At 62.9% G+C, this 20,893-nt stretch carries 24 protein-coding genes and 1 riboswitch; of the genes, 5 read left to right on the forward strand and 19 right to left on the reverse strand.

Translation table 11 applies throughout. The features are described 5' to 3' along the window. Positions 1–28: 28 nt before the first annotated feature. From QRN10_RS05355 to cobO, 14 genes are read right to left on the reverse strand one after another with little or no spacing between them, the layout of a single operon-like run. Positions 29–580 (reverse strand): glutathione peroxidase, encoded by a 552-nt coding sequence (locus QRN10_RS05355; RefSeq protein WP_181075916.1) that lies wholly within the window; start codon positions 578–580, stop codon positions 29–31. A gap of 34 nt (positions 581–614) precedes the next feature. Further along, a complete protein-coding gene (locus QRN10_RS05360; RefSeq protein WP_259743746.1) occupies positions 615–737 on the reverse strand; it encodes a hypothetical protein in 123 nt (40 codons plus the stop codon). Next, on the reverse strand, positions 734–1,942 hold the full coding sequence (locus tag QRN10_RS05365; protein ID WP_409567520.1) for an MFS transporter: 1,209 nt from the start codon (positions 1,940–1,942) through the stop codon (positions 734–736). Before QRN10_RS05365 ends, QRN10_RS05360 begins: the two co-directional genes overlap by 4 nt. 54 nt (positions 1,943–1,996) lie before the next feature. Next, complete coding sequence (locus QRN10_RS05370; RefSeq protein ID WP_285427963.1) at positions 1,997–2,401, reverse strand: MarR family winged helix-turn-helix transcriptional regulator; 405 nt, start codon at positions 2,399–2,401, stop codon at positions 1,997–1,999. Positions 2,402–2,443: 42 nt separating this feature from the next. Next, on the reverse strand, positions 2,444–3,172 hold the full coding sequence (locus tag QRN10_RS05375; RefSeq protein ID WP_285427964.1) for an adenosylcobinamide-GDP ribazoletransferase: 729 nt from the start codon (positions 3,170–3,172) through the stop codon (positions 2,444–2,446). A gap of 2 nt (positions 3,173–3,174) precedes the next feature. Further along, positions 3,175–3,750: an alpha-ribazole phosphatase family protein gene (gene cobC / locus QRN10_RS05380; RefSeq protein ID WP_253508786.1), complete on the reverse strand. Its 576-nt coding sequence runs from the start codon at positions 3,748–3,750 to the stop codon at positions 3,175–3,177. Continuing rightward, on the reverse strand, positions 3,747–4,802 hold the full coding sequence (gene cobT / locus QRN10_RS05385; protein ID WP_285427965.1) for a nicotinate-nucleotide--dimethylbenzimidazole phosphoribosyltransferase: 1,056 nt from the start codon (positions 4,800–4,802) through the stop codon (positions 3,747–3,749). Before cobT ends, cobC begins: the two co-directional genes overlap by 4 nt. Beyond that, a complete protein-coding gene (cobU, locus tag QRN10_RS05390; RefSeq protein WP_285427966.1) occupies positions 4,799–5,320 on the reverse strand; it encodes a bifunctional adenosylcobinamide kinase/adenosylcobinamide-phosphate guanylyltransferase in 522 nt (173 codons plus the stop codon). The genes cobT and cobU overlap by 4 nt, the downstream gene beginning before the upstream one ends. Then, on the reverse strand, positions 5,308–6,774 hold the full coding sequence (locus QRN10_RS05395; RefSeq protein WP_285427967.1) for a cobyric acid synthase: 1,467 nt from the start codon (positions 6,772–6,774) through the stop codon (positions 5,308–5,310). The genes cobU and QRN10_RS05395 overlap by 13 nt, the downstream gene beginning before the upstream one ends. Continuing rightward, positions 6,771–7,760, reverse strand: a complete 990-nt coding sequence (gene cobD / locus QRN10_RS05400; RefSeq protein WP_285427968.1) for a threonine-phosphate decarboxylase CobD — start codon at positions 7,758–7,760, stop codon at positions 6,771–6,773. The genes QRN10_RS05395 and cobD overlap by 4 nt, the downstream gene beginning before the upstream one ends. Beyond that, positions 7,753–8,661 carry an adenosylcobinamide-phosphate synthase CbiB gene (gene cbiB, locus QRN10_RS05405; protein WP_181075932.1) on the reverse strand — a complete coding sequence of 303 codons (909 nt, stop codon included), beginning with the start codon at positions 8,659–8,661 and terminating at the stop codon, positions 7,753–7,755. Before cbiB ends, cobD begins: the two co-directional genes overlap by 8 nt. Next, positions 8,658–9,308 (reverse strand): 5,6-dimethylbenzimidazole synthase, encoded by a 651-nt coding sequence (gene bluB, locus QRN10_RS05410; RefSeq protein WP_181075934.1) that lies wholly within the window; start codon positions 9,306–9,308, stop codon positions 8,658–8,660. The genes cbiB and bluB overlap by 4 nt, the downstream gene beginning before the upstream one ends. Further along, positions 9,305–10,654, reverse strand: coding sequence for a cobyrinic acid a,c-diamide synthase CobB (locus QRN10_RS05415; RefSeq protein WP_181075936.1), 1,350 nt, complete (start codon positions 10,652–10,654; stop codon positions 9,305–9,307). Before QRN10_RS05415 ends, bluB begins: the two co-directional genes overlap by 4 nt. Further along, complete coding sequence (gene cobO, locus QRN10_RS05420) at positions 10,651–11,262, reverse strand: cob(I)yrinic acid a,c-diamide adenosyltransferase (protein ID WP_181075938.1); 612 nt, start codon at positions 11,260–11,262, stop codon at positions 10,651–10,653. Before cobO ends, QRN10_RS05415 begins: the two co-directional genes overlap by 4 nt. 79 nt (positions 11,263–11,341) lie before the next feature. Continuing rightward, positions 11,342–11,595, reverse strand: a riboswitch (cobalamin riboswitch). A 99-nt stretch (positions 11,596–11,694) separates the two neighbouring features. Here cobO and QRN10_RS05425 point away from each other — a divergent pair. Beyond that, the gene (locus QRN10_RS05425) at positions 11,695–13,008 is read left to right on the forward strand and encodes a PQQ-dependent sugar dehydrogenase (RefSeq protein ID WP_285427969.1); all 1,314 of its coding nucleotides are present in this window, start codon (positions 11,695–11,697) and stop codon (positions 13,006–13,008) included. Between the two features lie 47 nt (positions 13,009–13,055). On the opposite strand, the gene QRN10_RS05430 is transcribed toward QRN10_RS05425, so the two are convergent. The 5 genes from QRN10_RS05430 to QRN10_RS05450 all read right to left on the reverse strand — a co-directional run bounded on the left by QRN10_RS05430 (position 13,056) and on the right by QRN10_RS05450 (position 17,637). Then, complete coding sequence (locus tag QRN10_RS05430; protein WP_181075942.1) at positions 13,056–13,595, reverse strand: C40 family peptidase; 540 nt, start codon at positions 13,593–13,595, stop codon at positions 13,056–13,058. Between the two features lie 144 nt (positions 13,596–13,739). Continuing rightward, entirely contained in the window at positions 13,740–14,369 is a 630-nt protein-coding gene (locus tag QRN10_RS05435; RefSeq protein ID WP_181075944.1) for a C40 family peptidase, read from the reverse strand. Positions 14,370–14,578: 209 nt separating this feature from the next. Next, positions 14,579–15,283, reverse strand: coding sequence for a DnaA regulatory inactivator Hda (gene hda / locus QRN10_RS05440; RefSeq protein WP_025855817.1), 705 nt, complete (start codon positions 15,281–15,283; stop codon positions 14,579–14,581). A 204-nt stretch (positions 15,284–15,487) separates the two neighbouring features. After that, positions 15,488–16,561 carry an AI-2E family transporter gene (locus QRN10_RS05445; protein WP_181075946.1) on the reverse strand — a complete coding sequence of 358 codons (1,074 nt, stop codon included), beginning with the start codon at positions 16,559–16,561 and terminating at the stop codon, positions 15,488–15,490. A gap of 44 nt (positions 16,562–16,605) precedes the next feature. Further along, positions 16,606–17,637 carry a DUF2066 domain-containing protein gene (locus tag QRN10_RS05450; protein WP_253508797.1) on the reverse strand — a complete coding sequence of 344 codons (1,032 nt, stop codon included), beginning with the start codon at positions 17,635–17,637 and terminating at the stop codon, positions 16,606–16,608. Between the two features lie 356 nt (positions 17,638–17,993). Between QRN10_RS05450 and purM the strand changes: the two genes are divergently transcribed. From purM to QRN10_RS05470, 4 genes are all read left to right on the forward strand, one after another. Next, positions 17,994–19,052, forward strand: a complete 1,059-nt coding sequence (gene purM / locus QRN10_RS05455) for a phosphoribosylformylglycinamidine cyclo-ligase (protein WP_181075949.1) — start codon at positions 17,994–17,996, stop codon at positions 19,050–19,052. Continuing rightward, positions 19,052–19,702, forward strand: a complete 651-nt coding sequence (gene purN, locus QRN10_RS05460) for a phosphoribosylglycinamide formyltransferase (RefSeq protein WP_181075951.1) — start codon at positions 19,052–19,054, stop codon at positions 19,700–19,702. The genes purM and purN overlap by 1 nt, the downstream gene beginning before the upstream one ends. Before the next feature lie 8 nt (positions 19,703–19,710). Then, positions 19,711–20,424 (forward strand): DUF3108 domain-containing protein, encoded by a 714-nt coding sequence (locus QRN10_RS05465; RefSeq protein WP_181075953.1) that lies wholly within the window; start codon positions 19,711–19,713, stop codon positions 20,422–20,424. A 275-nt stretch (positions 20,425–20,699) separates the two neighbouring features. Further along, the gene (locus QRN10_RS05470; protein WP_266246295.1) at positions 20,700–20,888 is read left to right on the forward strand and encodes a hypothetical protein; all 189 of its coding nucleotides are present in this window, start codon (positions 20,700–20,702) and stop codon (positions 20,886–20,888) included. Positions 20,889–20,893 lie beyond the last annotated feature (5 nt).

Consider the following 20,893-nt stretch of genomic DNA (forward strand, 5'->3'; position numbering starts at 1 on the left):
GGAGGCGGGGCTTTTCAATGGGTGTCGATCAGGGTTTGGAAGCCAGTGCTTTCTCCACCGCCTCGATCAGATCCGGGCTGTCCGGCTTGGTCAGGCTGGAAAAATCGGCGATCACCTTGCCCTGTCGGTCGATTACGTATTTATAGAAATTCCATTTCGGTGCATTACTCTGCTGTGCCAGCACCTTGAACAAGTGCACCGCGTCCGGGCCCTTGACCTTCTGCGGTTCAGTCATGGTGAAGGTCACGCCGTAATTGACGTAGCAGACCTTAGCCGTCTCTTCACCCGTCTTGGCTTCCTGCTTGAAGTCATCGGAAGGCACGCCAATCACCTCCAGGCCCTGATCCTTGTAACGCTGGTACAACGCCTCAAGACCTTTGAATTGCGGGGCGAACCCACAGAAGCTCGCGGTGTTGACGATCACCAGCGGCTTGCCGGCAAAGCGCTGGCACAGGTCGATGGACTCCTTGGCGCGCAACTTGGGCAATTGGCCTTCCAGCAAGGGTGGACAGTCGGCTGCCAACGCTATGCCGCCAAAGGCAGCCATCAGCACGGGTACTGCAAGCCAGCGCATCTGCATGGGAAATGTCCTTTTAAGAATTCAGGGATCGAACTTAACAGATCGACATGCCCAGTTGCATCAACGCCAGGCCGCCGCGCTGCCAGCCCCACCAGGCCAGCGCCAGCAACAGCGCCGTGGCTGCTGCGCCGCCGAGCCAATACCAGGTTGAACTCATGCCGCCTCCATCTGCGCCTGCAAGCGCGCCACCGGACGCTCGCGCACCGGCCAGTTCAAGGCCGCGGCGAGCAGGCTCAATAGAATCGCCATCTGCCAGATCAAATCGTAGTTGCCGGTTCGATCATAGACCACCCCGCCCAACCAGCCGCCGAGGAATGAACCGAGCTGGTGAAACAGGAACACGATCCCGCCGAGCATGGACAGGTTTCGTACACCAAACAGCGTCGCGACCGTGCCGTTGGTCAGCGGCACGGTGGACAGCCACAAAAAGCCCATGGCCATGCCGAACAGGTAAGCCGAGAGCTCTGTGACCGGCGCCCACAGAAACAGCACGATCACCACCGCCCGCAGCAGGTACAAAGCCGTCAGCAGGCGCGGCTTGGACATGCGCCCGCCAAGCCAGCCGGCGGTGTAGGTGCCGAAGATATTGAACAGCCCAATCAGCGCCAACACCGTGGTGCCGACCGTGGCCGGCAGGTGCTGGTCCACCAGGTAGGCCGGCAGGTGCACCCCGATAAACACCACCTGGAAACCACAGACAAAAAAACCGAAGGCCAGCAGCCAGAAACCGGAGTGGGAGCAGGCTTCCTTGAGCGCCTCAGCCAGGGTCTGCTGGCCGGCCGTGACCGGCAGCGGCCGATCCTTGAGCATGCCGACCAGCGGCAGAATCAGCGCCACCATCAAGCCCAGCGCCAACAGCGCGGCCGACCAGCCCAACCAGCTGATCAGGCCCAAGGTACCCGGGACCATGGCGAACTGACCAAAAGACCCGGCTGCGCTGGCGATGCCCATGGCCATGCTGCGCTTCTCCGGCGCCACGGCGCGGCCCACCACGCCCAGGATCACCGAGAACGAGGTGCCTGACAGGCCAATCCCGATCAGCAGGCCTGCGCTCAGCGACAGCGACCACGCCGAATCGGACATGCCCATCAACACCAGGCCAGCGGCGTACAAGACCCCACCGACGAACACGGCCCTGGTCGCGCCGAAACGGTCGGCCAGGGCACCGGTGAACGGCTGCGCCAGGCCCCAGATCAGGTTTTGCAAGGCAATGGCGAACGCAAACGTTTCACGGCCCCAACCGAACTCGGAACTCATCGGCGCGAGAAACAGGCCGAATCCGTGACGCACGCCCAACGACAGCGCCAGGATCAGCGCACTCCCCACAAGAACCCAGCCACTGGTGCGCCACATCGAGGTCATTTCTTATTCTCCGTACGCGGGTATATACCCGCTTGTCATCGAACAAACCCGCGCTCAGGCGAGTTCGTCCAGCAAGGCCAACAGGGTCTCGCGTTTTTGCGCGCCCAGTTTATCGATCAACTTCTGCTGCGCCGCTTCCCATGCCGGCAGTGCGGCGGCCAGGCGTGCTTCACCGGCTGCCGTCAACTGCACCAGGCGATTACGCAGGTCGTCGCCCTCCACCAATTGCACTAACCCTGCCCCTTCGAGCACCCGCAGGTTGCGGCCGAGCGTACTGCGATCCAGGCCCATCGCATCGGCCAGACTGGAGATACTGGGTTGATCCAGACGCTGCAGATTGCACAGCAGAGAATACTGGGCAACGTTGATCCCGAAGCCGTCGAGAGCGCCGTCGTAGTGCCTGCTGACGCCACGGGCGGCGCGTCGCAGGTTGGTGCATAAACATTGGGAGGCAAGCATGGAACGTGTATATACCCGCGATTCTACAAATGCAAGAAAGTGTTACAGCGCCAGGCCGACCAGCACGACGACTTCCAGCAGCTCCAGTAACGCGCCGGCGGTGTCGCCCGTGGTGCCGCCGAGGCGCCTGACCATCAACTGACGCAGCGCCACAAACCCTAGGGCGGCCAGCAGTACGGCAATTGCGCCGCTGAACCCGCCGATCAGCACACAGGCCAGGCCGCTGAGGACCAGCACCAGTTGGCCGACAGCCCTCGGTAAATGCTCTGACAATGCCTGGCCTAATCCGCCGGCACGCACATACCGCGTGGTCAGGAATAACGCGAGCATCGACGCCCGGCCAATCAGCGGCGCCAGAATCAATGCGACGGTATTGTGCTGTTCGATCAAGGCCACCAGCGCAGCGAACTTGAGCAGCAGCACCAGGCCCAGCGTGACCACGGCAATCGGCCCGCTGCGCGGGTCCTTCATGATGGTGAGGGTGCGCTCGCGATCGCCGAAGCCACCCAGCCAGGCATCGGCGCTGTCCGCCAGGCCGTCCAGGTGCAGGGCGCCGCTGAGCAGCACCCAGGCAGTCAGCAGCAGCGCCGCGTGCAGCAGCAACGGCGCGCTCGCCAATGCGTTGCTCAGCCCCCATAACAGCACACCGAACAACCCACCGACCACCGGGTAAAACAACAGCGAACGTCCCATTTCCTGGGGCTGCGGCATGCCTGGCAGGCGAATCGGCAGGCTGCTCAGAAACTGCAGGGCAATCCAGAACGGCGACATCGTCAGTCTCCTTCGCGCAACACGCCATCGGCCGCGACACGCAGGCTGAACAACCCACCGTGACCGACTTCGACATTCAGCAGGTGCTCACGGGGCAGGCCTCGTGCGCGCGCCAGCAGCAGACGCATCACCCCGCCATGACTGATCAACAGGACGCGCTCACCGGCATACGCGCGATGCAGCCGTGCGACCGCACCCAGAACCCGCTGGGAAAAATCCTCAACCGCTTCACCCTCGGGCGGCGTGAAGCTGTACGGGTCGGCCCAGAACCGTCCGAGCCCGTCGGCATCGGTTTGCATCAGTGCGGCGGCACTCTGCCCTTCCCACGCGCCGAAGTGCAATTCCTGCAGGTCCTTTTCCAGACTCACGGGCAGGTTGAGCCGGGCCCCCAGCTCGTCGGCAAACCGTGCGCAGCGTTGCAGGGGTGAACTGATCAAACGATCCCAGGGCCCCTGCTGCGCTACGGCGGCGCGCATCTGTGCCCAGCCGTTGGCGGTGAGTGCGTCGTCCAGGCTGCCACGCAGGCCGCCGCCCAGTTCGGTTTCACCGTGGCGCAGCAGGTCCAGATGCAAGGTCATGCGGGGCGATCCGCCACGGCGGCTTCGGCGAAGGTCGCCATTTGCCCGTGCAGTGCGCAGGCCAGGCGCAACAACGGCACCGCCAGTGCCGCGCCGCTGCCTTCGCCCAGGCGCAGGCCCATGTCCAGCAGCGGTTGCGCGTCCAAGTGTTGCAGCACATGGCGGTGGCCTGGCTCGGCGCCGCGGTGGCCAAACAGCAGCCATGGGCGGCAGGCCGGATTCAAGCGCGTGGCCACCAGTGCGGCGACGCTGCAGATGAACCCGTCCACCAGCACGGCGATACCGGCCTGGGCACAGGCGAGATAAGCGCCCACCAACGCGGCGATTTCAAAGCCGCCGAGGTTGAACAGCGTCTGCAACACATCGCCGCGCTCGGCAGCATGCCGTGCCAACGCGCGTTCAATCACCGCTACCTTGTGACTGACGCCCTGGGCATTCAAGCCAGTGCCCGGCCCGGCCAGGTCGCTGACTCGGCAATCGAGCAAGGCACACGCCAGCGCGCTGGCCGCCGTGGTGTTGCCGATGCCCATTTCGCCGCCGATAAACAGCTGCGTGCCATGTTCCAACGCGCGCTGCGCGCTGTCACGTCCGGCCTGCAACGCCAACCGCCCCTGAGCGACGCTCATCGCCGGGCCGTCGACGAAATTGGCCGTACCCGCGCCGATATTCAGGTGACGCACACCCGGCAGGTCCAGCGCGGGTGTCACCGTGCCCAGGTCGACCACCTCCAACCGTGCCTGCAGTTGCCGCGCCAATACGCTGATGGCTGCGCCGCCGCTGACAAAGTTGTGCAGCATTTGTGCGGTCACCGCCTGGGGAAACGCCGACACGCCCTCGGCTACCACGCCGTGGTCGCCGGCAAAGATTGCGATCCACAGCTGATCCACCACCGGCTTGACCTGGCCTTGCAGGCCGGCCAATTGCACCGCCACCGCTTCGAGCTGGCCGAGAGAGCCGGCGGGCTTGGTCAATTGCTGCTGGCGTGCCAAGGCGTTTTCATACGCGATGGTGTCGACTGCCTTACAGGGATCCAGCCACCAGGTGTCAGTCATAACGCAATACCTTTCAATGTCAGGGGCAGTCCGGCGACCGTCAGCACCACGCGCTGACACCGCTCGGCCAAGGCTTGATGCAGCCAACCGGCTTCATCCACGTAGCGGCGAGTCAATTCGCCCAGCGGCACGACACCCAGACCGGTCTCGTTGCTGACAAAAATAATCTCCCCCGGCAGCGTGGCCAGGGTTTCAAGCAAGTGGTCGCGTTCCAGCGCCAGGCGCTCGGAGTCTTCGAGCATCAGCAGGTTGGTCAGCCACAGGGTCAGGCAATCCACCAGCAGACAGCGGTCGGTGGCGGCATTTTCGCGCAGCACCCGCGACAGCTCGATCGGTTCTTCGATCAGGCCCCAGTGCGCCGGACGCCGCTGGCGATGCAAGGCCACCCGTGCGTTCATTTCGCCGTCCCGCGGTTGACTGGTGGCGATATAGATAACCGGCAACGCGCTGTCGGTGGCGAGCGTTTCCGCCAGGCGACTTTTGCCGGAGCGGGCGCCGCCGAGGATCAGTTGGTGCATGGGGCCACTCCACACAGGGTGCGCAATAAATCGGTATCCAAATGCTGCTCCACCAGATCCGCCAGGCGCTCGATATCGCGCTCGCGCAGGGCGTGATAATCCACCGCCTGCACCTGCGCCAGCCCGGCCCAGCGCAGCAACGCGCCGCAAGCGGCCGGCGTTTCGAACAAGCCATGCAGGTAGGTGCCGAGGATCTGCCCGTCGGCACTGCGTGCGCCATCATGGCGGCCGTCGTCCAAGCGCACGGCGGGGCTTGCCAGGGCTTCGCCGGACGTCACCCCGGCATGGATCTCATAACCGTTGACCTCGGCATCTTCCAGCAGCAAGCGCCCGCGCACGTTGCGCAACTGCTTGTCCTCTTCCAGGGTGGTGCTGAACGCCAGCAGCCCCAGGCCGGCGCTGGAACCGGGCGGCCCTTCCAGGCCCAGCGGGTCATGCACCTGCTCGCCGAGCATCTGCAGCCCGCCGCAGATGCCCAGCACCTTGCCGCCGTAGCGCAAGTGTCGCGCCACGGCATTGTCCCAGCCATTGGTGCGCAGGTAGGCGAGGTCGGCGCGCACGCTTTTGGAGCCCGGCAGGATGATCAGGTCGGCGGCCGGGATCGGTTGGCCAGGGCCGATAAATTGCAGGTCCACCTGGGGGTGCAGGCGCAGTGGGTCGAAATCGGTATGGTTGCTGATGCGCGGCAGCACCGGCACGACTACTTTGAGCACCTGGGCGGCCTTGTCGATCTGGCGCCGATCGATGCCGTCCTCGGCTTCCAGGTGCAGATCCATTACATAGGGCAGGACGCCGACCACCGGTTTGCCGGTGTGCGCCTCCAGCCAGTCGAGGCCGGGCTGCAACAGTGCGATGTCGCCGCGAAAACGGTTGATGATAAAGCCCTTGACCCGCGCCTGTTCGCTGGGCGAGAGCAATTGCAGGGTGCCCACCAGGTGCGCGAACACGCCGCCACGGTTGATATCGGCAATCAGCAGCACCGGGCAGTCCACCGCTTCGGCGAAACCCATGTTGGCGATGTCATTGGCGCGCAGGTTGATCTCCGCCGGGGAGCCCGCGCCCTCCACCATCACCACCGGGTAAGCCGCGCTGAGTCGCGCGTGGGAGGCGAGTACGGCCTGCATGGCAATGGCTTTGTAATCGTGATAGGCCACGGCGTTCATGGTCGTGACGGCACGGCCATGGATGATCACTTGAGAACCGGTATCGCTGTTGGGTTTGAGCAGCACCGGGTTCATGTCGGTGTGGGGCGCCAGGCGCGCGGCCTGGGCCTGCACGGCCTGGGCGCGGCCGATCTCGCCGCCCTCGGCGGTTACGGCGCTGTTGAGCGCCATGTTCTGCGGTTTGAACGGGGCGACGGCGACGCCCTGGCGGATCAGCCAGCGGCACAGCGCAGTCACCAGCGTGCTTTTGCCGGCGTCGGAGGTGGTGCCTTGCACCATCAGCGTACTCATGGAAGGGCCTTGTAGGCAGCCAGGGCCTCATCGAGGCGCAGCCAGTCGGCCTCGGTGTCGGGCAGGCCGAAGCGCAAGCTGCTGTTGTGAACAAACAAGCGCAGCAGGATGCCGCGCTGGGCCATGAATTCATGCATGCGCTCGGCATGCGGGGTAATCAGCCACTGGAACAACGCGCAGCCGCCGTGGGGCTCGAACCCCTGTTGTTCAAGCAATGCGTACAAGCGCTGGCCGGCCTCCAGGCAGCGCGCGCGCTGGCGTGCCTGCCCTTCTGTGTCGCGCAGGCAGGTTTGCCCCACCACCCGCGTAGGGCCGCTGACCGCCCATGGCCCGACCTGCTCGGCGAGCAACTTGAGCAACTTGCGCTCGGCCAGCACAAAGCCCAGTCGCACGCCGGCCAGGCCGAAGAATTTGCCGAACGAACGCAGCACGATCAAACCGACAAGATGGGTTTGACCGGCCAGGCTCAAGTGCGGCGTCACATCCATGAACGCTTCGTCCACCACCAGCCAACCACCACGCTGGGCCAGGCGCGCGTGCCAATCCAACAGGCGTTGCGGGCTCAGGCTCAGGCCGGTGGGGTTGTTGGGGTTGACCACCACCAGCACATCGAGACCGTCGAGGAAAAAGTCGACTTCCTGCTCCTGCACCTCGCGCACCACGTAACCGGCGCGACGCCAGGCCTCAGCGTGTTCGGCGTAGCACGGCGACACCACCCCGACCTTGCCGGCCCGGCGCAGACGCGGCAGCAACTGGATCGCCGCCTGGGAACCGGGCACCGGCAACAGGTGGGCCGCGCCGTAGTACGCGCTGGCGGCCTGCTCCAAACCATCGTCGGTTTCCGGCAGGCGTGCCCAGGCGCGCAGCGGGATTTCGGGGATCGGCCAGGGCCAGGGCGCGAGGCCGCTGGACAAGTCCAGCCAATTGGCTTCAGCGATCCCGTATTGAATGGATGCCTTACGCAGTCGACCGCCATGTTCAAGCATAAAATTGCGCCCCCGCGCATAGGATCAGCAGCCACAACCATACGCCGCGCTGCACCAGTTGCCAGCCCCGCTCGATGGCGTCGGCGTCCGCTGCCGGGCCTTCGCCCAGTGGCGGGCGTTGGTGCAGTTGGCCGTGATAAATCGCTGCACCGCCCAACTCGACGCCCAATGCACCGGCGCCTGCCGCCATCACCGGGCCGGCGTTGGGGCTGTCCCAGGTCGGGCCCTGGGTGCGCCAGCATTTGAGCGCCAGACCGGTTTTGCCGAGCACGGCGTAGGTCAACGCCACCAGGCGTGCCGGAATATAGTTGAGCACGTCATCGATTTTTGCCGCCGCCCAGCCGAACCGTTCGAAGCGTTCGTTGCGATAGCCCCACATGGCATCCAGGGTGTTGCTCAGTCGGTACAGCACCACGCCAGGCACCCCGGCCACCACAAACCAGAACAGTGCGGCAAATACGGCATCGCTGCCGTTCTCGAGTACCGACTCGGTAGCGGCGCGGGCCACTTCGGTGCTGTCCAGTTCGCTGGTCTGGCGGCTGACCAGATAACTCACACGCGTGCGCGCTTCTGCCAGGTCATCGCTGCGCAGCGCCTGGGCCACGGGCAGCACATGCTCGCCCAGGCTGCGCATGCCGAGGGCGCAGTACAGCGCGAGGATCTCCAGCACCCAACCGATATAAGGCGCCCACGACAACGCCGTGGCCAGCAGGGTCAGCGGCACCACCACGATCACCCAGGCGGTGACCCCATGGCTGCGCCAGCCGCGCCCGCCGCTGTTGAAACGCTGCTCGATGCGCCCGGCAAAATTGCCGAACGCCACCAGCGGATGCCAACGCCTGGGCTCGCCCAACAGCGCATCCAACGCCACGGCGGCGACACACAGCAAAGCCACACTCATCGACTCACTCCCCACGTATTTTCATACAACATGTCACTCAGCGGTCGAGGCTCGGCCCAGCCTTCGAGCTGCAACATCGGTGCTGGGTAAAACTCGGCCACCGGGCCCAGGCATAACACCGCAAGCGGCTTGGCACCGGCGGGCAGCCCCAAAAGATCCGCCAGGGCCTGGGGCTCGAACAACGAGACCCAGCCCATGCCCAGCCCTTCGACGCGGGCCGCCAGCCACAGGTTCTGGATCGCACAGGACAGGGAAGCCATGTCCATTTCCGGCAAGGTGCGGCGACCGAAGATATGCCGCTCACGATCCTCCATCAGCGCCGCCACCAGGACTTCGGCGCAGTCGTGGATGCCTTCGACCTTGAGCTGCATGAACTCGTCAGAACGCTCGCCGAGCGCTTCGGCGGTGCGCACGCGTTCTTCCTCCACCAATTGTTGAATCTGCCCACGCAACACGCGGTCGCTGATGCGGATAAAACGCCACGGCTGCATCAGGCCGACACTCGGCGCCTGGTGCGCGGCCTGGAGCAGGCGCTGCAGCAATTGGGGAGCGACGGTGCCACCGGTGAAGTGGCGCATGTCGCGGCGCTCAGCGATGGCGCGGTAGACGGCGTCGCGGTCGGCCTGGGGGAAAGCGTTGTCGGTCATGACCCTATCGGGGGCAAGCCCCCTCCCACAGTGGAGGGGGTTTCAGCCAGGTCCGGGGCAAACAAGGCGGCGACCGCCGTCGGATTCGACGGGAAATAGAAGTGTACGTAAGAGGCAGTCATCCGCCCCTGTCGGAAGACTGCCTCGGCACCGCGCCCACCATTCGGGCTTTGGCCACGGGCAATCGGCTGCCACTCCGTGCTGGTCAGGGAATGATGGTAGGTATGGCCACGCAGTACGCCTTCGGGCAATTCGACGCTTTGCAGGGCCAGGGCGGCGAGTTTTTTCTGCATCACCGCATCGCCCTGCAGCAGGCCGACCAGTTCGGCTCGATTGCCGTCGACATCGGTGAGCGAGTCCAGCAGATATAACATGCCGCCGCACTCGGCGAGCAACGGTTTGCCGGCCGCATGGTGGGCGCGGATCGCGGCCAGCATCGGGGTGTTTTGCGCCAGGGCCTGATGATGCAGCTCCGGGTAACCGCCGGGTAGGTAGAGACTGTCGGCGTCGGGCAGTGCGCGGTCGTGGATCGGCGAGAAGAAGTGCAACTCGGCGCCCATCGCCCGTAGGAGGTCGAGGCTGGCGCCGTAGGTAAACGCGAAAGCTTCGTCGCGGGCCACGGCGATGCGCACACCGGCCAGCAACGGCTCGGCTTCCACGATCGTCGGCGCGGCGAAAGTGACCGGCGGCGGCACCGCGACTTCGCAACTGCTGCCCAGGGCTTGGGCGGCAGCGTCCAGGCGCAGGTCGAGGTCATTCAGTTCGCTGGCCTGCACCAGCCCCAGGTGACGGCTGGGCAGCTCGATCCCGGTTTCGCGGGACAGCGCGCCGTACCAGCGCAGGCCTTCGGTAAGGCTGCCTTCGAGCAGTTGCGCATGGCGCAGGGTGCCGACACGGTTGGCCAGCACCCCGGCGAACGGCAGGTCCGGCTGGTAGCGCGCCAGGCCCAGGGCCAGGGCGCCGAAGGTCTGGGCCATGGCGGTGCCGTCGATCACACCCAGCACCGGCACGCCGAAATGCCGGGCCAGGTCGGCGCTCGAAGGTGTGCCGTCGAACAGGCCCATCACGCCTTCGATCAGGATCAAGTCGGCCTCGCCGGCGGCTTCCCACAGCAGACGGCGACTTTCCTGCTCGCCCACCATCCACATGTCCAATTGGTACACCGGCGCACCGCTGGCGCGCTCGTGGATCATCGGGTCCAGGAAGTCCGGGCCGCATTTGAACACGCGCACCTTGCGCCCCAGGTTGCGATGCAAACGGGCCAGCGCGGCGGTGACCGTGGTTTTGCCCTGGCCGGACGCCGGTGCGGCGATCAGAACCGCCGGGCAATGACGGGGCTGATTCAAAGTTCGACGCCTTTCTGTGCCTTGATACCGGCCTGGAAGGCATGTTTGAGCATGCCCATTTCGGTGACGGTGTCGCCCATCTCGATCATTTCGGGCTTGGCGCCACGGCCGGTGACCACCACGTGCTGCATCGGAGGGCGGGCTTGCAGGTCGCTGAGCACTTGGTCCAGGTCGAGATAACCGTGCTTGAGGGCGATGTTCAGTTCGTCCAGCACCACCAGGCCGATGGCAGGGTCTTGCAGCATCGCGCGGGACACGGCCCAAGCGGCCTCGGCGGCGGCGATGTCGCGTTGGCGGTCCTGGGTTTCCCAGGTGAAGCCTTCGCCCATGACGTGAAAGCGCACTTGTTCGGGGAAGCGTCGGAAGAACAACTCTTCGCCTGTGCTGTGGCGGCCCTTGATGAACTGCACCACGCCGCATTGCATGCCGTGGCCCATGGCCCGGGCCAGCATGCCGAAGGCCGAGCTGCTCTTGCCTTTGCCATTGCCGGTCAGTACCAGCAGCAAACCGCACTGATTGGGGGAATTGGCGATGCGCTCGTCGATCACGGCTTTTTTGCGCAGCATGCGCGCCAGGTGGCGTTCGTCGCGGTCGGGGGAATCGGTCATGGCAGCTCTCCGTTGGGGCTGGACAAAAACGGCGGGCAGGAAAAAACACAATCAGACAGCCAAGCATCGCCCACCGTGATGCTGTTGAATGGTCCAGGCCGGTCTCCGGGCTCATAAGTGGCCGTACCCTGGCGAACCAGGAGCGGACCCACGCTGCGCCTTCCCATATCGCATGCGATACAGTGGCCAAAGGCAGCGTCTTGACTCATTTACCGTTGCGGGGGCAGCGCCGGAATTGCGGCAGCACTGTGTCTAAGTGCGCTCACTCACCGGCTTCCCTGTTTCACTCCGTCGACCCCTGGGTCACAGAGCACCTGAAACAAGCCGCGAAGGTTAGTGGGTTGGGGGTGGAGCGTCAATTAAAGCCGGCCTTGTACTTGAACCATCGTACCCGCGCCCTCCTCTATCCCTACAGGTATCAAGGAGAACACCATGCATAAAACCAGACTCGCCTTACTGATCATGCTCGCCGGCACTCTTGCCGCCTGTGGCGAAAGCTCCACGTTGCAGATCAGCGACGGCACCGGGCCATCGCCTAAGCTGCCGGAACCGAACAAGACGCTGATCCCCACCGTCAATATCGCCCCTGCCATCGGCTGGCCCGAGGGCGTCCAGCCCACCGCAGCACCCGGCCTGCAGGTGAGTGCTTTTGCCGAAGGCCTGGACCACCCGCGCTGGCTGTACGTATTGCCCAATGGCGACGTGCTGGTAGCTGAAACCAATGCACCGCCCAAGCCGGACGATTCGAAGGGTGTGCGTGGCTGGGTAATGGAAAAAGTCATGAGTCGCGCAGGCGCCGGTGTACCCAGCCCGAACCGCATCACCCTGCTGCGCGATGCCGACCACGACGGCGTGGCCGAAACCCGTACGGTGTTCCTGGAGAACCTCAATTCGCCGTTCGGCATGACGCTGGTGGGCAATGACTTGTACGTGGCCGACTCGGACAAACTGCTGCGTTTCCCCTACCAGCCAGGTGAAACCGCGATCAAGCAAGCCGGCACTAAAGTCGTGGACCTGCCGGGCGGCCCGCTGAATCACCATTGGACGAAAAACGTGGTGGCCAGCAAGGATGGCAACCAGTTGTATGTGAGTGTGGGCTCCAACAGCAACGTCGGCGAAAACGGCCTGGAGGCCGAACAGGGCCGCGCCGCGATCTGGGAAGTCGACCGCGCCAGCGGCCAGCACCGCCTCTTCGCCTCAGGCTTGCGCAACCCCAACGGCATGGCGTGGGAACCCCAGAGCGGCAAGTTGTGGACCGCAGTGAATGAGCGCGACGAAATTGGCAGCGACCTGGTGCCGGACTACATCACCTCGGTCAAGGACGGCGCTTTCTATGGCTGGCCTTTCAGCTACTACGGCCAGCACGTGGACGAACGCGTCACGCCGCAGAACCCGGACCTGGTGGCCAAGGCCATCGCCCCGGATTACGCGGTAGGGCCACATACCGCCTCTTTGGGCCTGACCTTCGCCGACGGCAGCAAGTTGCCAGCCGCCTACAGCAACGGCGCCTTTATCGGCCAGCACGGCTCGTGGAACCGCAAACCCCACAGCGGCTACAAAGTGATCTTCGTGCCATTCGAGGGCGGCCAGCCTAAAGGGCAACCGCTGGATGTACTGACCGGCTTCCTCGATAAAGATGAGAAAGCCATGGGCCGGCCGGTGGGCGTGGTGATTGATCGGCAAGGCGATTTGCTGGTGGCCGATGATGTCGGGAATAAGGTGTGGCGGGTGTCGGCCGCTCGATAGGCGCTGTGAAAACCTGTGGGAGGGCGTTGCACCCTCCCACAGCGGATTCAGGGATTGCGCGCCAGATGCTCAGCCGGCAATACGCGCTTGGCACTCAAGTAAGCATTCTGCCAATACGCCTTGGACAAGGTGTCCAGCTTTACCGTGCCGCCCGTTTGCGGGGCGTGCACAAAGCGGCCTTCGCCCACGTAGATGCCGGCATGGCTGACTTGGGAGCCTGCGCCGGTGGCAAAGAACAACAGATCACCGGTCTGCAGGTTCTGCGCGCTGACGTCCTGCGCACGCATGCCGATCAGCTCTCGGGTAGTGCGAGGCAGGGAAATGCCGGCGGCGTCGCGGAACACGAAGCCGATCAGGCCGCTGCAATCAAAGCCTGAATCGGGTGTGTTGCCGCCCCAGCGATAAGGCGTGCCGACCAGGCCGAGCGCGCGAAACAGCACGTCTTCGGCGACAGGCGAGTCATTCTGGGTGGTATAGGTGAAGACCGGCTTGGGCTTGACCGCAACAGGCGCGGGCGGTGGCCGGTTGGCGCAGGCGCTGATCAGCGCGGCGCAGAGGATAAGAATCAGGCGGGCCGAGGTCGACATGTGCAGAACAATCCTGGTCTGGATGCGGCTTTCGCTGCCGAACGTTGAAAACCAGAACGCGCGAGCAAGGCTCGCGCGAACGGATTACAACAATGTCCAGGGATTCTAGCGCTTACACGTCAAACTTCAAGTATCACTTTAACTTTACTTGCTGGCGGTAACCGTGGTCGGAGCCATCGCCAGGGCGCGCTTGGCCTCGATGAAGGTTTTGCTCCAGTAACTGTCACCCAGGCTGTCGACTCGGACACCGCCACTGCGACGGCTGCTGGAGTGAATAAACTGGTTATCGCCCAGGTAGATACCGGCGTGGCTTACGCGGCCACGACCACTGGTACTGAAGAAAAGCAGATCGCCGGGCTTGAGGTTGTTACGCGCGACCAGCGGTGCATTAACGTTGATCATTTCACGCGTAGAACGCGGCAGATTCATGCCGGCCTCTTCACGGAACAGATAACCGATAAAGCCGCTGCAATCGAAACCGGCTTCCGAGGTGCCGCCGAAACGGTAGCGAGTACCGATCAGGGACATGCCGCGTTCAAGGATGCTGTCGGCCAGAACTGGAAGCTGGTAAGGCTTGTTGCCGGAGAAGTCGGCCAGTTCCTTTTCGGTCGCCACTTCTTCCTCATAAACAGTGGAGGACTGGGCTGCGACGAATTTTGCCTGGTTTTGAACCTGTGGTTTCTGCTGTTCCGCCACCTGTTGAGGGTGGGACGCGCAACCAAACAACAGGGTAACGAGTGCGAGAGGCACGAGGGGTGCGAAGCGATTTAGCATGGGCACGACCGTGGCTGATGGATAAAGAAGCCGCGACTATGCCCTCTATCACATCGATTTGCAAATTCAATCGTGGCTTTTGTGACTTGGCGATTAGACGCTGACATCTAAGCCGTAATTCCATTTATCGACAAAATTGCGTAGCTCACCGGGCTTAAACGCAGGTTTTCTGACGCCTGTAAAATGTCGAAACATTGAAAATCAACGAGTTACCAACCCAACGTCTCTTTGAGAAAAGGGATCGTCAATTTTCTTTGCGCCTGCAATGAGGCCTGGTCGAGCTGTTCAAGCAGATCGAACAGCGCGCTCATGCTGCGGGTACCCCGGGTCAGAATAAAGTGCCCGACTTCATCGGTCAGGTGCAGACCGCGACGCGAGGCGCGTAGTTGCAACGCGCGCAATTTGTCTTCATCGGACAGAGGGCGCATCTGGAAGATCAGCGCCAGGGTCAGGCGCGATTTGAGGTCGGCGAGTTTTATCGGTAATTCCCGCGGCGAAGTCGAAGCCGCAATCAACAGGCGCCTGCCGCTGTCACGCAGGCGGTTGAACAGATGGAACAGTGCCTCTTCCCAATCCGCTTTGCCGGCGATGGCCTGCAGGTCGTCCAGGCACACCAGCTCGTATTGCTCGAGGTGGTCGAAAATCCCGATACCGCGATCCATCAACTCAGCCAGCGGCAAGTACACCGCCGGCTCGCCCATCTGTTCGAAACGCAGGCACGCGGCCTGCAACAGATGAGTACGCCCCACGCCGTGCTTGCCCCACAGATAAATCAGGCTTTCAGTCCACCCGGCGTCGGCTTCGCAGAGCCGCTCGACATAGCCGAGTGCAGCGGCGTTGGCGCCTGGGTAGTAATTGATGAAGGTGGCGTCGTCACGCAGACGCACACCCAAGGGCAGCTGAATCGGTTTCATGCTGACTGAACGGCTCCCATCGAACCGTTAGTGGCCTCTGTGAAAAGTTTGCGAAGTTTATACCCGTGACGTCGGGCGCACAATGCAGCAGACCCCAAGCAAAATCAAAGGTTTGCGTTAACCCGTTGGTTTTACGCGAATTGTTTGACGCCAAGCCTGCCTGAACGCCACACCCGGCGTTGCGCCGGGTGTGGGTCGTAGCGACTACAGGTCGGGGTCTTCAACCCCGGTATAGACATCCGAATCCTTGTAGAGATCATGCGCATGGCGCACCAGCACCATGATCACCGCCGCCACCGGCAGCGCCAGCAGGATACCGGTGAAACCGAACAGCTCACCTCCTGCCAGGATCGCGAAGATTACCGCCACCGGGTGCAGACCGATTCGGTCACCGACCAGCAGGGGCGTGAGCACCATGCCTTCCAGGGCCTGGCCGACCATAAACACAGCAACAATGCCCAGCATCGGGTACAGGTCACCGCCAAACTGGAAAAGACCCGCCACCAGCGCCGCGCCGATCCCGATGACGAACCCCATGTACGGCACGATGGCGGCCAGACCGGCAATCAGGCCGATCAACAGACCCAGCTCCAGGCCAATAGCCATCAAGCCTGCGGCATAGATAATCCCCAGTGCCAGCATCACCAGCAACTGGCCCCGCACGAATGCACCCAGGACTTCATGGCACTCTTCGGCCAGGGACACAATGCGCTCTTCGCGGTCACGCGGCAGCAGGCTGCGGACCTTGGCCATCATGATGTCCCAGTCACGCAGCAGGTAAAACGCCACCACCGGAATCAGCACCAGGTTGGTCAACCAGCCGATCAATGCCAGGCCGGACGCCGTGGCCTGGCTGAGTACCACCCCGACGATGTCGCCGGTCTGGCCCATATGCTCGCTGATCGCCGCCTTGACCTTGTCGAACTTCCAAAAGCCATCCGAAAGCCCCAGCTTGGCCTGGGCCCACGGCATCGCCGTGTGCTGCAGCCAGTCGAGCATTTGCGGTGCCAGTTCGTACAGCCGGTACAACTGCTTGACCAGCATCGGCACCAGCACCAGCACCAGAGCCGTGATGATCAAGGTGAACAGCGCGAACACCGTGACAACACCGAGCGTGCGCGACAGGCCAGCCTTCTCCAGGCGATCCACCACCGGATCGAACAGATAGGCCAACAGCAACGCGACCAGGAACGGCGTCAGGATCGAATGCAGCAAAAACACAAAAACGCACAGCAGGACGATCCCGCCAAGCCACACCCAACGACGCGTATCCGCCATAAACCACTCCATTTATTTGCTTCTATCTATATAAGGAAGAACATTTACCAGCGAAACCGCAATTGCGCCTGGGGTTCGGATGCGCTGGCCGGTGGCGTTCCATCGCCCACAGGCTGCGCTTCACCTGCCGCAATCTCCTGCAACTTGCCCAGGCTCAACTGGGTGCGCAACTGCTCGGCGTTGCCATTGACGCGATACACAATGCGATTGCCATCAACCAGCAGCGGCTGAGCGCCAAATGGCTCCAGCAGATGCCCCAGGGTCGCATAGCGCTCCAGATTCATGCCCTGCACCTCCAGTAACTGCTCAGTGCTGACACCCGGCTTGACCGCAAAGCGCGGCGCCAGCTTCTGGCTGACCGCCAGCATCACCGCATCCGCCAGCGCAGCGGTGTCTGTGCCTTGGGCGGTGCCCTGCTCGGCCTTGTCGCCCAACCACAGGCGCCACTTGGCCTGCCATTGATTGCCTTCCTGACGCGCGTGCACCGCCAGCAAGGCGTCGGCACCGTAGCGTTCGGAAGCGGCGCGCAACGGCGTGGCATCGGCGCTTTCCAGATTCGGCGCGGTGGCCACCACTTGCTCTTCCAGATCGCCCATGGGCAGACGCAGCGGCAAGCCGCGGTGTTGCGCTGCACGGCGCAGGGCCTGGGCAACGGCCTGGCCATCGCCGACCAGGCTGCTGCCTTCGGTGGAGTCGTTCAGCCACCAGCCCAGGATCGAAGGTCGATTGCTGCCCCAGATCGACAGGCCCGCGTCACGCAACGCGCGGTCGGTACTCACCGGGTCGAAATCCACCTGCAGGCTTTCCGGCGGACCGGCGTCGTAGCCGTACTGGCTGATGATTTGCTGCGGGTCTTTGCGCACCGCCGCCAGGCCCGGCCCTTCGGCGGCCTTGGCATCGCCGGTCAGGCGAATCACCAGCGTCTGCACCGCGCGCTGGGTGGCCTGGTCGCGCTCCTGGGGCGACTGGCTGCTGACCGGTTCAAGTACTTGATAAAGGCCATTGAGGGTTTCGGCATGACTCGCCAGGCTGACCAACGACAAACAGCCCACAAAAAACACATTACACAGACGCATGAAAGATTCCCGAACGACAGATTTAGCGGCTGGAACAAACCGCGCGAACTCGGTTTCGCCAGGCTGTGACCATGGCAACCGGTGAAACATTCGCGGGGTCTCGGTAAGTTTTCGTACTGTCACAGTACTAGCGGATTCAAGGCTATACCTTAATACGCGCTGAAGCCGAGCCGATTAGCATTTTTTAATCCGCTTTTTTAGTCGATATGGCCCTGCCCGTCGGCCCGAGGATGGCCGCTGCCCCGCAAGCCTGATAAAATCGCGCGCCTTCGCAGACCGTCAACGGCTGGGCCTCTTTTTCAAACGCCCCCGCCCGCCCGGTCGTTACCCAGAAATCCCCCCTAAAGGCCTGGATCATGAGCAAGCAACCCTCCCTGAGCTACAAGGACGCCGGTGTAGACATCGACGCCGGTGAAGCATTGGTCGAACGCATCAAGAGCGTCGCCAAGCGCACTGCGCGCCCTGAAGTCATGGGCGGCCTGGGCGGTTTTGGCGCCCTCTGCGAAATCCCGGCCGGCTACAAGCAGCCTGTGCTGGTGTCCGGCACCGACGGCGTGGGCACCAAGCTGCGTCTGGCCCTGAACCTGAACAAGCACGACAGCATCGGCATCGACCTGGTAGCCATGTGCGTCAACGACCTGGTGGTGTGTGGCGCCGAACCGCTGTTCTTCCTCGACTACTACGCCACCGGCAAGCTGAACGTGGACACCGCGGCACAAGTGGTCACCGGCATCGGCGCCGGCTGCGAGCTGGCGGGTTGCTCCCTGGTGGGCGGCGAAACCGCTGAAATGCCGGGCATGTACGAAGGCGAAGACTACGACCTGGCCGGTTTCTGCGTCGGCGTGGTGGAAAAAGCCGACATCATCGACGGCTCCAAAGTGGCCGCCGGCGACGCCCTCCTCGCCCTGCCATCCTCCGGTCCTCACTCCAACGGCTACTCGCTGATCCGCAAGATCATCGAAGTGTCCGGTGCCGACATCGAAAACACCCAGCTCGACGGCAAACCGCTGACCGACCTGCTGATGGCGCCGACCCGCATCTACGTCAAGCCACTGCTCAAGCTGATCAAGGACACCGGCGCGGTAAAAGCCATGGCCCACATCACCGGCGGCGGCCTGCTGGACAACATCCCGCGCGTGCTGCCAAAAGGCGCCCAGGCCATCGTCGACGTAGCCAGCTGGCAGCGTCCTGCAGTGTTCGACTGGCTGCAGGAAAAAGGCAACGTCAACGAGACCGAAATGCACCGCGTGTTGAACTGCGGCGTAGGCATGGTCATCTGCGTGGCGCAGGAACATGTGGAAACCGCGCTGAACGTATTGCGCGAAGCCGGCGAGCAGCCTTGGGTCATCGGCCAGATCGCCACCGCTGCGCAAGGCGCGGCTCAGGTTGAACTGAAGAACCTTAAGGCGCACTGATGCCTGCAACCTGTGATGTCGTGGTGCTGCTCTCCGGCACCGGCAGTAACTTGCAGGCCCTGATCGACAGCACGCGCACCGGCGACAGCCCGGTGCGCATCGCTGCGGTGATTTCCAACCGCAGCGACGCCTACGGCCTGCAACGCGCCAGGGATGCGGGGATCGAAACCCGCTCGCTGGATCACAAGGCGTTCGACGGCCGCGAGGCCTTCGACCGCGCCCTGGTCGAACTGATCGACGCCTTCAACCCCAAGCTGGTGGTACTGGCCGGCTTCATGCGCATCCTCAGCGGCGATTTCGTGCGCCATTACGCCGGACGCCTGCTGAATATCCACCCTTCCCTGCTGCCCAAATACAAGGGCATGCATACCCATCAGCGTGCCCTCGACGCCGGTGACCGCGAGCATGGCTGCAGCGTGCACTTCGTCACCGAGGAACTCGATGGCGGCCCTCTGGTCGTACAGGCAGTGGTTCCGGTAGAGTCTGACGACTCGGCGCAGACGCTTGCGCAACGGGTTCACACCCAGGAACACAGGATTTACCCGCTGGCGGTTCGCTGGTTTGCCGAGGGGCGGTTGATTCTCGGTGACCAGGGTGCATTATTGGACGGTCAGTTACTCGCGGCCAGCGGCCACTTGATTCGAACCTAGGAGATTTTATGCGTCGCGCCTTGCTCTTCGCTTTTGCGCTATTCGCCTTGCCTGCCGTGCAAGCGGCAGACCTTCATCCCTTCTCCGTAAGCTATACCGCCGACTGGAAACAGTTGCCCATGAGTGGTTCGGCCGAACGCAGCCTGACCAAGAACCCCGACGGCACGTGGACCTTGAACTTCAAGGCCTCGATGATGATCGCCAGCCTGACCGAAACCAGCGTGATCCTGTTTGACAAGGACAGCCTGCAACCGAAGAGCTACACCTTCGAACGCGGCGGCCTGGGCAAGGCCAAGAAAATCAACCTGGACTTCGACCAGGCGACCAAGAAAGTCACCGGCTTTGAAAACAAGGACGCGGTCAATGTGCCCCTGCAAAGCGGCATGCTCGATAAGTCGACCTACCAGTTGGCCCTGCAGCGTGACGTCGCCGCCGGCAAAAAGAGCATGAGCTACAACGTGGTGGAAGGCACCGACGTCGACACCTATGACTTCCGTGTAATCGGCCCGGAAAAAGTACAGACCAAGGTCGGCGCCATCGACGCGATCAAGGTCGAGCGCGTGCGTGATCCGACGCAAAGCAAGCGCATCACGCAGATGTGGTTTGCCAAGGACCAGGGCGGCATCCTGGTTGCCCTGCGCCAGGTCGAGACCGACGGCAAGGAATACAACATCATGCTGCAGGACGGCAAAGTTGACGGTAAAGAGGTCAAAGGCAGCTGATCCAAACGCAAGACCAGGAGCCCCGCAAATGCGGGGCTTTTTTTCGCCTGGGTTTTGTCGCTCGCACCCGTGCGATAAGCCTTTGCACATGAAACTTTCGTCATCTAACCCAGCGCTCTAAACCGCAACGCCTTGGTTTATCTGGCCTGCAGCATTGTTGCGTATGACGCAATGAATTGTTGCGGGCAAAACCGGTTTACTTAGCAAGCTAACAAAACATATAACGAAGGCCTGCGACGACTTGCCGCAGATCCACCAGAGATTGGAGCAAGCAGATGACTGTAAAAGTAACTGAACGCGACGATGCACATATGTCCCACGAAGCCTTGGGCCATGGGATTCACATCTGGGATGTACACCAACAAGACCTGCTGGTCGGCATGTTTCACAACGAGAGCGACGCTCAGAACTACAAGAACGAGCTCGAAACCCTTGAGATGAGACGCCAGGCACAAAACGCCTGAACCGC

It is taken from the genome of Pseudomonas sp. lyk4-R2A-8 (genome assembly GCF_030209095.1).
GTDB lineage: Bacteria > Pseudomonadota > Gammaproteobacteria > Pseudomonadales > Pseudomonadaceae > Aquipseudomonas > Aquipseudomonas quebecensis.

Coding starts and splice junctions, on each gene's coding strand:
- QRN10_RS05430 (WP_181075942.1), bottom strand. CDS start 13,595: ATGTCGACCTCGGCCCGCCTGATTCTTATCCTCTGCGCCGCGCTGATC.
- QRN10_RS05355 (WP_181075916.1), bottom strand. CDS start 580: ATGCAGATGCGCTGGCTTGCAGTACCCGTGCTGATGGCTGCCTTTGGC.
- QRN10_RS05360 (WP_259743746.1), bottom strand. CDS start 737: ATGAGTTCAACCTGGTATTGGCTCGGCGGCGCAGCAGCCACGGCGCTG.
- cobU (WP_285427966.1), bottom strand. CDS start 5,320: ATGCACCAACTGATCCTCGGCGGCGCCCGCTCCGGCAAAAGTCGCCTG.
- cobC (WP_253508786.1), bottom strand. CDS start 3,750: ATGACCTTGCATCTGGACCTGCTGCGCCACGGTGAAACCGAACTGGGC.
- QRN10_RS05445 (WP_181075946.1), bottom strand. CDS start 16,561: ATGGCGGATACGCGTCGTTGGGTGTGGCTTGGCGGGATCGTCCTGCTG.
- hda (WP_025855817.1), bottom strand. CDS start 15,283: ATGAAACCGATTCAGCTGCCCTTGGGTGTGCGTCTGCGTGACGACGCC.
- QRN10_RS05370 (WP_285427963.1), bottom strand. CDS start 2,401: ATGCTTGCCTCCCAATGTTTATGCACCAACCTGCGACGCGCCGCCCGT.
- QRN10_RS05435 (WP_181075944.1), bottom strand. CDS start 14,369: ATGCTAAATCGCTTCGCACCCCTCGTGCCTCTCGCACTCGTTACCCTG.
- bluB (WP_181075934.1), bottom strand. CDS start 9,308: ATGACCGACAACGCTTTCCCCCAGGCCGACCGCGACGCCGTCTACCGC.
- QRN10_RS05450 (WP_253508797.1), bottom strand. CDS start 17,637: ATGCGTCTGTGTAATGTGTTTTTTGTGGGCTGTTTGTCGTTGGTCAGC.
- cobO (WP_181075938.1), bottom strand. CDS start 11,262: ATGACCGATTCCCCCGACCGCGACGAACGCCACCTGGCGCGCATGCTG.
- purM (WP_181075949.1), top strand. CDS start 17,994: ATGAGCAAGCAACCCTCCCTGAGCTACAAGGACGCCGGTGTAGACATC.
- cobT (WP_285427965.1), bottom strand. CDS start 4,802: ATGACTGACACCTGGTGGCTGGATCCCTGTAAGGCAGTCGACACCATC.
- purN (WP_181075951.1), top strand. CDS start 19,052: ATGCCTGCAACCTGTGATGTCGTGGTGCTGCTCTCCGGCACCGGCAGT.
- QRN10_RS05465 (WP_181075953.1), top strand. CDS start 19,711: ATGCGTCGCGCCTTGCTCTTCGCTTTTGCGCTATTCGCCTTGCCTGCC.
- QRN10_RS05470 (WP_266246295.1), top strand. CDS start 20,700: ATGACTGTAAAAGTAACTGAACGCGACGATGCACATATGTCCCACGAA.
- QRN10_RS05395 (WP_285427967.1), bottom strand. CDS start 6,774: ATGAGTACGCTGATGGTGCAAGGCACCACCTCCGACGCCGGCAAAAGC.
- cobD (WP_285427968.1), bottom strand. CDS start 7,760: ATGCTTGAACATGGCGGTCGACTGCGTAAGGCATCCATTCAATACGGG.
- cbiB (WP_181075932.1), bottom strand. CDS start 8,661: ATGAGTGTGGCTTTGCTGTGTGTCGCCGCCGTGGCGTTGGATGCGCTG.
- QRN10_RS05425 (WP_285427969.1), top strand. CDS start 11,695: ATGCATAAAACCAGACTCGCCTTACTGATCATGCTCGCCGGCACTCTT.
- QRN10_RS05375 (WP_285427964.1), bottom strand. CDS start 3,172: ATGTCGCCGTTCTGGATTGCCCTGCAGTTTCTGAGCAGCCTGCCGATT.
- QRN10_RS05365 (WP_409567520.1), bottom strand. CDS start 1,942: ATGACCTCGATGTGGCGCACCAGTGGCTGGGTTCTTGTGGGGAGTGCG.